Source organism: Blastococcus sp. SYSU D00669 (assembly GCF_054050715.1).
In genome coordinates this window covers 50,942-59,337 of record NZ_JBJGZV010000034.1, presented here as the reverse complement: position 1 = coordinate 59,337, position 8,396 = coordinate 50,942, and the positions used below count along the sequence as shown (strand labels likewise).

The window sequence follows — 8,396 nt, the reverse complement described above, 5'->3', positions numbered from 1 at the left end:
CCCCCCCCCCCCCCCCCCCCCCCCCCCCCCCCCCCCCCCCCCCCCCCCCCCCCCCCCCCCCCCCCCCCCCCCCCCCCCCCCCCCCCCCCCCCCCCCCCCCCCCCCCCCCCCCCCCCCCCCCCCCCACGTTCAGGGCAGCAGCCAGGTGTCCTTGGTGCCGGCGCCGCGGGACAGGTCGGTCACCCGCGAGGTCTCCGACGGCGCGACCCGCGTGAGCGGGGCGGGCAGCACCTGCACGCCCGCCCTCCCGGCCACCGAGAACACCCGCAGGTCGACCCGCCGCGGCACCAGGGCGCCGTCGCTCAGCGTGGGCACCGTGGAGAGCTCCACGGGCTCGGCGGCGACGAACCGGTGCGGCGCGGCCGCGACCTCGGCGTGCAGCTGGGCCAGCTCGGCGGCCGTGCACTCCGGCCCGACCACCGGCCGGCCGCCGCCGAAGGGGTCGACCGGCGTGACCACCAGCTCGTGCAGCCGGTCGCGCACCTCGGCCCACTGCCCGCCGTCGGCCAGCACCCACGTGCGCACCGACTCGAGCAGCGGCTCCTCCCCCAGGTAGAAGCGGATCAGCTGCGGCACGGCGGCGAAGGTCGCCGGGTCGTCGGCCAGCCCGTTGCCCGGCACGTTGGCCAGCGCGAGCGTGCCGGTGCGCACGCCCTCGGCGAGCAGCGCCCCGAGCTGGGCGCCGCCGGGCGTGCGGTGCGCCGGCAGCTCGGCGTCGTCGAAGCGCCGGTACAGCACGTCGACCGGCCGCCGGTCGCCGTCGAGCGCCACCTCCACCCCGCCGTCGGCCCGCGGCCACAGGTCGCCGGCGCGCACCAGCGGGGCGCCGAGCGCGTCGGCGAGCAGCCGGTGCTCGAACCAGGCCGGGTCGGTCTCCCCCACGGTGAGGACGGCGATCCGCGGCGTCCGCGCGCAGGCCGGCGGCGCGGCGTCCGCCAGGGCCCGGCGCAGCACCGGGACGGCGTCGCGCGGGTCGGCCAGCCCGCCGGGGAGCAGCTCCGGCGCCGCCGCGCGGACGGCGTCGCGCTCGGCCAGCGCGTAGCCCAGCCCGGTGGGGACCCGCAGGTTGTCCGCCCGCACCACCCAGCGGCCGTCCTCGGTGCGCAGCACGTCGGTACCGGCCACCGTGGCGCGCGGCTGACCGGCCCAGGCCAGCCCCACCGCGTCGGGGTCGCGGCCCGGGCTGTGCGCGACCGCCCAGCCGGGCAGCACGCCCGCGCGGACGACCTCCGGCTCGCGGTCGGGGTCGCTGCGCCGCCGGCCCGCCGCGCGGTAGCCGTCGGCGAGGAAGGCGTTGAGCGCCCGGTGCCGCTGCTCGACCCCCGCGGCCAGCCGCGCCCAGGAGGCGGCGTCGACCAGCCGCGGCACCGGGTCGCCGGCCACCGGCGCCACCGTCTGCCGCCCGTCGGCCCACCCGGCGACGACGACGCCGCGGGCCTCCCGCTCGACGGCCAGCGCGGTCGCGGCGCGGACCAGCCCCGGCGTGCCGAGCCGGTCGAGCACCGGGCCGAGCGCGGCGTAGCCCGGGCGCAGGCCGCCGTCCGGGTCGACCGTCTCGTCACCCGCGGGCGAGGCGTAGCCGCGAAGAGGACTCACAAGTGCGCATCGAACCAGGCCGCGACCCGTTCGCTCAGCTCCACGAGGTGGTCCCGCCCCACGATGGTGTGACCCTCGCCCGGCAGGAGCAGCAGCTCGCTGGGCCCGCCGCGGGCCTGCAGGGCCTGGTGCGCCTGCACCGACTCCGCCACCGGCACGTTGGTGTCGCGGTCGCCGTGGCACAGCAGCACCGGCGAGGTGATCCGGTCCAGGTGCGTCATCGGCGAGATCGCGGCGAGCATGTCGCGGTCGGCGACCGGGTCGCCGTACTCCGTCACCGACGCGGCGGCCATCCACGGCTCGGTGCCGGCGAAGAAGCTGCGCAGGTCGCTCATGCCGGCGAGGGTGGCGCCGGCGGCGAACAGGTCGGGCCAGCGGGTCAGCGCCACCAGGGTGAGGTAGCCGCCGTAGGACCAGCCGTGCGCGCCGATCCGGCCGGGCGCGGCGATGCCCGCGGTGACCAGGGCCTCGACGGTGGCGCGGACGTCGTCGAAGGAGGCCTCGCGGGCCGGCCCGTCGTCGGCGCACGCGAACGCCCGCCCGAACCCGCCGGAGCCGCGGACGTTCGGCGCGAAGACGGTGAGCCCGGCGGCGACCAGCGACTGCGCGACCGGCGACCAGCCCGGCCGCTCCTGTCCCTCGGGCCCGCCGTGGAAGCTGACGACCGTCCGGTTGGCGCCGGTGACCCCGCGCGGCACGTAGAGCCAGCCGGAGAGCTCGAGGCCGTCGGCGGCGTGGTACCGGTGCAGCACCGGCTCGACGAGCAGGTCGGGGTTGGGCCGCGGCGGCGCCGAGGGCAGCGGCCGCGGGGCCGCGGCGCCCGAGAGCGGGATCGTCCACAGGGCCCGCGGGGCGCGCGGGCCGGTCAGCTCGGCCAGCAGGAGCTCGCCGTCGCCGGACAGCGACCACCCGGGCATCACCGGCTCGGGCAGGGGGACCTCGCGGACGAGCGAGCCGTCGGCCAGGTCGTGGATGCGCAGCTGCGTGACCCCGTCGCGGGTCCACGAGGCGAGCACCGTGCCGTCGGCGCGGACGGCGTACCCGTCGAGGTCGGCGTCGGGACGGCGCAGGAGCACCCGACCCTCGCCCGGGACGCCGTCCGCGGACAGCGGGACGACCACGAGACCGGCGCGGTCCTCCCCCGGCACCCCGGGCAGCGACGCGCGGACGAGCACCGAGCGGCCGTCGGGGCGGAACCGACCGTCCTCCGAGGCGATGCCCCCGGGGGCGTCGAGGGGCAGCACCCGGCGCTGCTCGCCGGTGGCCACGTCGACCAGGACGACGTGCCGGTAGCCGCGCGGGCCCCGGCGGGCGAGCACCCAGCGCTCGTCGGCGGAGACGGAGGTGACGGCGAGGAAGCCGCCGCGGGCCAGCGTGCGGTGCGCGCCGGTCGCCGCGTCGACGAGGACGACGTCGGCGTCCGGCCCGTCCCCGGGGGCGATCGAGCAGACGTAGTGGCCGGGCCGGGTCCAGCCGCCGGCGAAGACGGTGGCGAACGGGTCGGCGCCGGCCACGACGCGGTGGCCGGTGCCGTCGGGGCGCACCACGTGCAGCTCGGCGCAGATGGAGCCGCCGGGGCTGACCAGGTAGGCGAGCCACCCGCCGTCCGGCGACCAGGCGACCGAGACGACCTCCTCGGCCGGCCCGGACAGCACGGCCGGCGGGGTCCCCTGGTCGAGGTGCGCCACCTCCAGCCGCGGCAGGCCCGAGCGGTCGCTGACGTAGGCGACGCGGTCGCCCTCCGGCGACAGGGCGGGGCACCAGGCGCCGGCGGTGCCGGCGATCTCGGTGACGGCGAGGCGGACGTCGGTGGGCAGGACCGCGGCAGGGGTCCCGCCCACAACAGGCGCGGTGGTCGTCCGCGGTTCGGTCAGGGGGCTGGCCATCGCACCTCCTCGGCTCGGAGTTCCCGCCCGCGGCAAGCGGGCGGGCGAGCGGCAGGATTCCACGTCGGACGGGTGAAGCGGCTCACCCCGGGCGTCGCGCACCTCCCGTCGTCCCAGCGGCCTCACTGTCCCCCGCGCACGTTTCCGGCAGATGACACGTGCGGCGCTCCGGGCGTGCCTTCCCGGCCGGGTTCCCTCCGCGCGGATAGCCTCGGACCCCAGGTCTCTCTCCGGGGCCGTACCGCCGCACCCCACAGGAGGTCGTCATGCGCAGACTGCGCGTCGTGGCGCTCTCCGACGACGGCCGCAGCCTCATCCTCACCGCGGAGGCCGGCGACGGCTCCGACGAGCCCGAGCGCTTCGAGCTGCCCATCGACGAGCGCGTGCGGGCCGCCGCCCGCGGCGACGCCCGCCTCGGCGCGATCGAGGACCTCGGCAACACCCTGCCGCCGCGGGTGATCCAGGCCCGCATCCGCGCCGGCGAGACCCCCGAGCAGGTGGCCGAGGCCTCCGGCACGCGGGTCGAGCGGATCATGCGCTTCGCCCACCCGGTGCTGCAGGAGCGAGCGCGGGTGGCCGAGCAGGCCCGTGACTGCCGCGTGCGCCTCTCCGAGGGGACGACGAACACCTCGCTGGACCCGTTCATGACCGGCCGGCTGCGGCTCATCGGCGGCGACCCGGACGCCGTCCGCTGGGACGCCTACCGCGCCGACGACGGCGGCTGGGTCGTCACCGCCGGCTGGCGGGCCGGCGGCAAGTCGGGCACGACGCTGTGGAGCTACGACATCCCGGCCCGCACGGTCACCCCGCTCGACGCCGCGACGATGGACTTCGCCGAGGGCACCCGCCTGGTCCGCGTCGTCCCGCACGTGCCCGGCGGCTCGGGCCCCGTGCCCACCGTCCGCCCGGTCGCCGTCGTGGCCGAGGACGACGACGAACCCGTCGCCGAGGCCGAGCCCGAGCCCGAGCCCGACGAGGAGGAGCACGTCCGCGACGTCGCCCCGCCCGCCGGCACCCCCGAGGACGTCGACCCGTTCGCCGAGAACCCCGAGCTCGCCGAGCACGACACCGTCGTCCTGGGCCGCACCGGCGAGGAGCCCGAGGACCCCCGCGCCCGCATCCCGGCGTGGGAGGACATCGTCTTCGGCGTCCGCCGCCACCGCTGACGCCGACCCACCTCGCCGAGATCCCGTGATCTCGCCCCCTCAGCGGCCCCGAAGCGGCGAGATCGCGCGATCTCGGCAGGGGGTGTGGCGCCGCCTCGAAACTCGTTCGCCAGGGAAATGACCGGCGCCTAGCCTCAGGTGGCCATGCCTGAGACCTCCCCGCCCGGTCGCGCACCCGAGCGGGGGCGGATCTCCGCGCTGCGCCTGCTGCTGCCCTACACCCGGCCCTACCGCGGCCTGGTCGCGCTCACCTTCACCGCCGCGCTGCTGGCCACGCTGGCGCAGCTGACCGTCCCGCTGGTCACCGAGGCCGTCGTCGACGGGCCGCTCGCCCGGGGCGACCGCGCGGGCCTGTGGCCGCTGCTGACCCTGGCGCTGGTCTTCGGCGTCGCCGAGGCGGCGTTGTTCTTCCTCCGCCGCTGGGCGATGGGCAAGAGCTGCCTGCAGATCGAGCGCGACCTGCGGCAGGCCCTCTACGAGCGGCTGCAGCGGCTGCCCGTCGCCTTCCACGACCGGTGGGCGTCGGGTCAGCTGCTCTCCCGCGCGACCAGCGACATGACCACCATCCGGCGCTTCGTCGGCTTCGGCGCGGTCTTCCTCGCCGTCAACCTGATCACCTGCGCCGTCGTCCTGGTCCTGCTGCTGCTCTCCTACTGGCCGCTGGGCCTCGCCGTGCTGCTCACCACCGTCCCGCTCACGCTGGTCGGGCTGCGCTGGGAGAAGCGGTACAACGTGCAGTCGCGGGCGGTGCAGGACCAGCAGGGCGAGCTGGCCACCGACGTCGAGGAGGCCGTCCAGGGCATCCGCGTCGTGAAGTCGCTGGGCCGCAGCGGGCTGGTGTTCGACAGGTACGACACCAAGGCGCGGGAGCTGTGCCGGCGCCAGCTGGGCAAGGTGCGCACCCTCGCGCTGCTGTGGTGCGTCTTCGAGTTCCACCCGCAGGTGACCCTCGCGCTGATCCTGGTCGGCGGGGCGTTCGCGGTCAGCGGCGGCGCGATGACCGTCGGCGGCCTGGTCGGCTTCGTCGCGCTGTTCACCGTGCTGCTGTGGCCCATCCTGTCGCTGGGCTTCCTCTTCGCGCAGGCGCAGGAGGCGGCCAGCGCGTGCGACCGGGTCGGCGAGCTGCTCGCCGAGCCGTTCGGGATCGCCGACCGGCCCGGCGTGCGGCCGGCCGCCGTCGGCACCCCGGCCCGCCTGCGGTTCGAGGGCGTCGGGTTCACCTACCCGGGCTCCCGCGAGCCGGTCCTGGACGGCGTCGACCTCGACCTCGCGCCGGGCGGGACCGTCGCGCTGGTCGGGGCCACCGGGTCGGGCAAGACGACGCTCACCGCGCTGGTCCCCCGGCTGTACGACGTCACCGCCGGCCGCGTCACGGTGGACGGCGTCGACGTCCGCGACCTGCCGCTCGACCAGTTGCGCAGCGTCGTGGCCACCGCGTTCGAGGACGCCACGCTGTTCTCGATGAGCGTCCGCGAGAACCTCACCCTCGGCCGCCCGGACGCCGGGGACGACGACGTCGAGGAGGCGCTGCGCGTGGCCCAGGCGGGCTTCGTGCACGACCTGCCGTGGGGGCTCCACACGCGGATCGGCGAGCAGGGGCTGTCGCTCTCCGGCGGCCAGCGGCAGCGGCTGGCCCTGGCCCGGGCGGTGCTCGGCCGGCCGTCGGTGCTGGTGCTGGACGACCCGCTGTCGGCCCTCGACGTGCACACCGAGGCGCTGGTCGAGGCGGCGCTGCGCGAGGTCCTCGGGGGGACGACGGCGCTCGTCGTCGCCCACCGCGCCTCGACGGTGCTGCTCGCCGACCGGGTGGCGCTGCTGCAGGACGGGCGGATCGCCGCCGTCGGCACCCACTCCGAGCTGCTGGCCGAGGTGCCCGCCTACCGCGACCTGCTGGCCCAGGACAGCGAGCTGGCCGAGGCCCTGCCGTGAGCGCCGCCCAGGACTGGCGGGGCGTCGCCGCCGAGGACCGCGACGACCTGACCGCCGACGCCGGCGTCTTCCTGCGCGCCCGCTCGCGGCGGCTGCTCGGCGAGCTGGCGCGCCCGCACCGGCGGTCGCTGTGGGGCCTGCTGGTCACCATCACCGCGCAGAACCTCGCCTGGCTGGCCGGGCCGTTCCTCATCGGCGTCGGCATCGACGTCGCCGTCCCGGCGCTGGTCGAGGGGGATCCGTGGCCGCTGGCGCTCATCGCGGGCGCCATGGTGGCCGCGGCGGTGCTCGACGCCGCCCTGCGGTTCTTGTTCATCACCTGGTCCGGCCGGGTCGGCCAGTCGGTGCTGCTCGAGCTGCGCCGGCGGGTGTTCCGGCACGTGCAGCGGCTGCCGCTGGCGTTCCACGAGCGCTACACCTCGGGCCGGACGATCAGCCGGCTCACCAGCGACGTCGAGGCGCTGGAGGAGCTGCTCGACGAGGGCCTGGACAACCTGCTGTCGGCGATCTTCAGCCTGGTCGCCATCGGCGTCGTCCTGGTCGTCCTCGACCCGCCGCTCGGCCTGGTCGTGCTGCTCGGCTTCGTGCCGCTCTACTGGGTGGTGCGCTGGTTCCAGCGGCACTCGACGGCGGCCTACCGGCGCACCCGCGAGACGATCGCCGCGCTGATCGTCCAGTTCACCGAGACGTTCGGCGGCATCCGCGCGGTCCAGGCGTTCCGCCGGGAGCCGCGCAACGACCGGCTGCACGCGCAGCTCAACGAGGACAACCGGCTGGGGCTGGACCGCGCGTTCTGGCTGCTGGCCGTCTTCGTGCCCGCGGTGACGCTGATCGGCAACCTGGTCACCGTCGCCGTCCTGGGCTACGGCTCCTTCCGGGTGCTCGACGGCGACCTCGCCGTCGGCACGCTGGTGAGCTTCCTGCTCTACCTGCGCCGGTTCTTCGACCCGCTGCAGGACGTCGCGATGTTCTACAACGCCTACCAGTCGGCGACCGCGGCGCTGGAGAAGCTCAGCGGGGTGCTCGAGGAGGAACCGACCGTCCCGGAGCCGGCGGCCCCGGTCGCGCTGGCCGAACCGCACGGCGAGCTGGTGCTGGACGGCGTCGCGTTCGGCTACACGGAGCGGTCCGTGCTGCCGCGCCTGGACCTGCGCGTCCCCGCCGGCCAGACGGTCGCGCTGGTCGGCGCCACCGGCGCGGGCAAGTCGACGCTGGCCCGGCTGGCCGCGCGGTTCTACGACCCGGTCGAGGGCGAGGTGCGGCTGGACGGCGTCCCGCTGCGCCGGCTCTCCGACGCCGACCTGCGCCGCGCCGTGGTGATGGTGACCCAGGAGAGCTTCCTGTTCTCCGGGTCGGTGCGGGACAACATCGCGTTCGGCCGGCCGGGGGCGACGCAGGCCGAGATCGAGGCCGCCGCGCGGGCGATCGGCGCGCACGCGTTCATCGCGGCGCTGCCCGAGGGCTACGACACCGACGTGAGCAAGCGCGGCGGGCGGCTGTCGGCCGGGCAGCGGCAGCTGGTCGGCTTCGCCCGCGCCTTCCTCGCCGACCCGGCGCTGCTCATCCTCGACGAGGCGACCAGCTCCCTCGACGTGCCGAGCGAGCGGCTGGTCCAGCACGCGCTGCGCACCCTGCTGGCCGACCGGACGGCGCTGATCATCGCCCACCGCCTGTCGACGGTGGAGATCGCCGACCGCGTGCTGGTCATGGAGGGCGGGCGGATCGTCGAGGACGGCTCCCCCGCCGAGCTGGTGGAGGGCGTGGGCCGGTTCGCCGACCTGCACCGCGCCTGGGCCGACAGCCTGGTGTGAGAGGGCCA

At 76.8% G+C, this 8,396-nt stretch carries 5 protein-coding genes; 3 read left to right on the top strand and 2 right to left on the bottom strand.

Going from position 1 to position 8,396, the window contains the following annotated elements; translation table 11 throughout:
* Positions 1-129: 129 nt before the first annotated feature.
* Together ACI8AF_RS20800 and ACI8AF_RS20795 are read right to left on the bottom strand one after the other, a co-directional pair.
* Complete coding sequence (locus ACI8AF_RS20800; protein ID WP_456541657.1) at positions 130-1,596, bottom strand: circularly permuted type 2 ATP-grasp protein; 1,467 nt, start codon at positions 1,594-1,596, stop codon at positions 130-132.
* Positions 1,593-3,482 (bottom strand): prolyl oligopeptidase family serine peptidase, encoded by a 1,890-nt coding sequence (locus ACI8AF_RS20795; RefSeq protein WP_456541656.1) that lies wholly within the window; start codon positions 3,480-3,482, stop codon positions 1,593-1,595. The genes ACI8AF_RS20800 and ACI8AF_RS20795 overlap by 4 nt, the downstream gene beginning before the upstream one ends.
* Positions 3,483-3,748: 266 nt before the next feature.
* Here ACI8AF_RS20795 and sepH point away from each other — a divergent pair, with 266 nt between their 5' ends.
* The 3 genes from sepH (at position 3,749) to ACI8AF_RS20780 (ending at position 8,388) form a co-directional block, all read left to right on the top strand.
* Positions 3,749-4,648, top strand: coding sequence for a septation protein SepH (gene sepH / locus ACI8AF_RS20790; RefSeq protein WP_456541655.1), 900 nt, complete (start codon positions 3,749-3,751; stop codon positions 4,646-4,648).
* A gap of 144 nt (positions 4,649-4,792) precedes the next feature.
* Entirely contained in the window at positions 4,793-6,577 is a 1,785-nt protein-coding gene (locus tag ACI8AF_RS20785) for an ABC transporter ATP-binding protein (RefSeq protein ID WP_456541654.1), read from the top strand.
* Positions 6,574-8,388 (top strand): ABC transporter ATP-binding protein, encoded by a 1,815-nt coding sequence (locus ACI8AF_RS20780; RefSeq protein ID WP_456541653.1) that lies wholly within the window; start codon positions 6,574-6,576, stop codon positions 8,386-8,388. The genes ACI8AF_RS20785 and ACI8AF_RS20780 overlap by 4 nt, the downstream gene beginning before the upstream one ends.
* The last annotated feature ends 8 nt before the right edge of the window (positions 8,389-8,396 follow it).

Excerpts from the sequence above, each read along its gene's own strand:
- ACI8AF_RS20795 (WP_456541656.1), bottom strand. The coding sequence starts at position 3,482 with ATGGCCAGCCCCCTGACCGAACCGCGGACGACCACCGCGCCTGTTGTG.
- sepH (WP_456541655.1), top strand. The coding sequence starts at position 3,749 with ATGCGCAGACTGCGCGTCGTGGCGCTCTCCGACGACGGCCGCAGCCTC.
- ACI8AF_RS20785 (WP_456541654.1), top strand. The coding sequence starts at position 4,793 with ATGCCTGAGACCTCCCCGCCCGGTCGCGCACCCGAGCGGGGGCGGATC.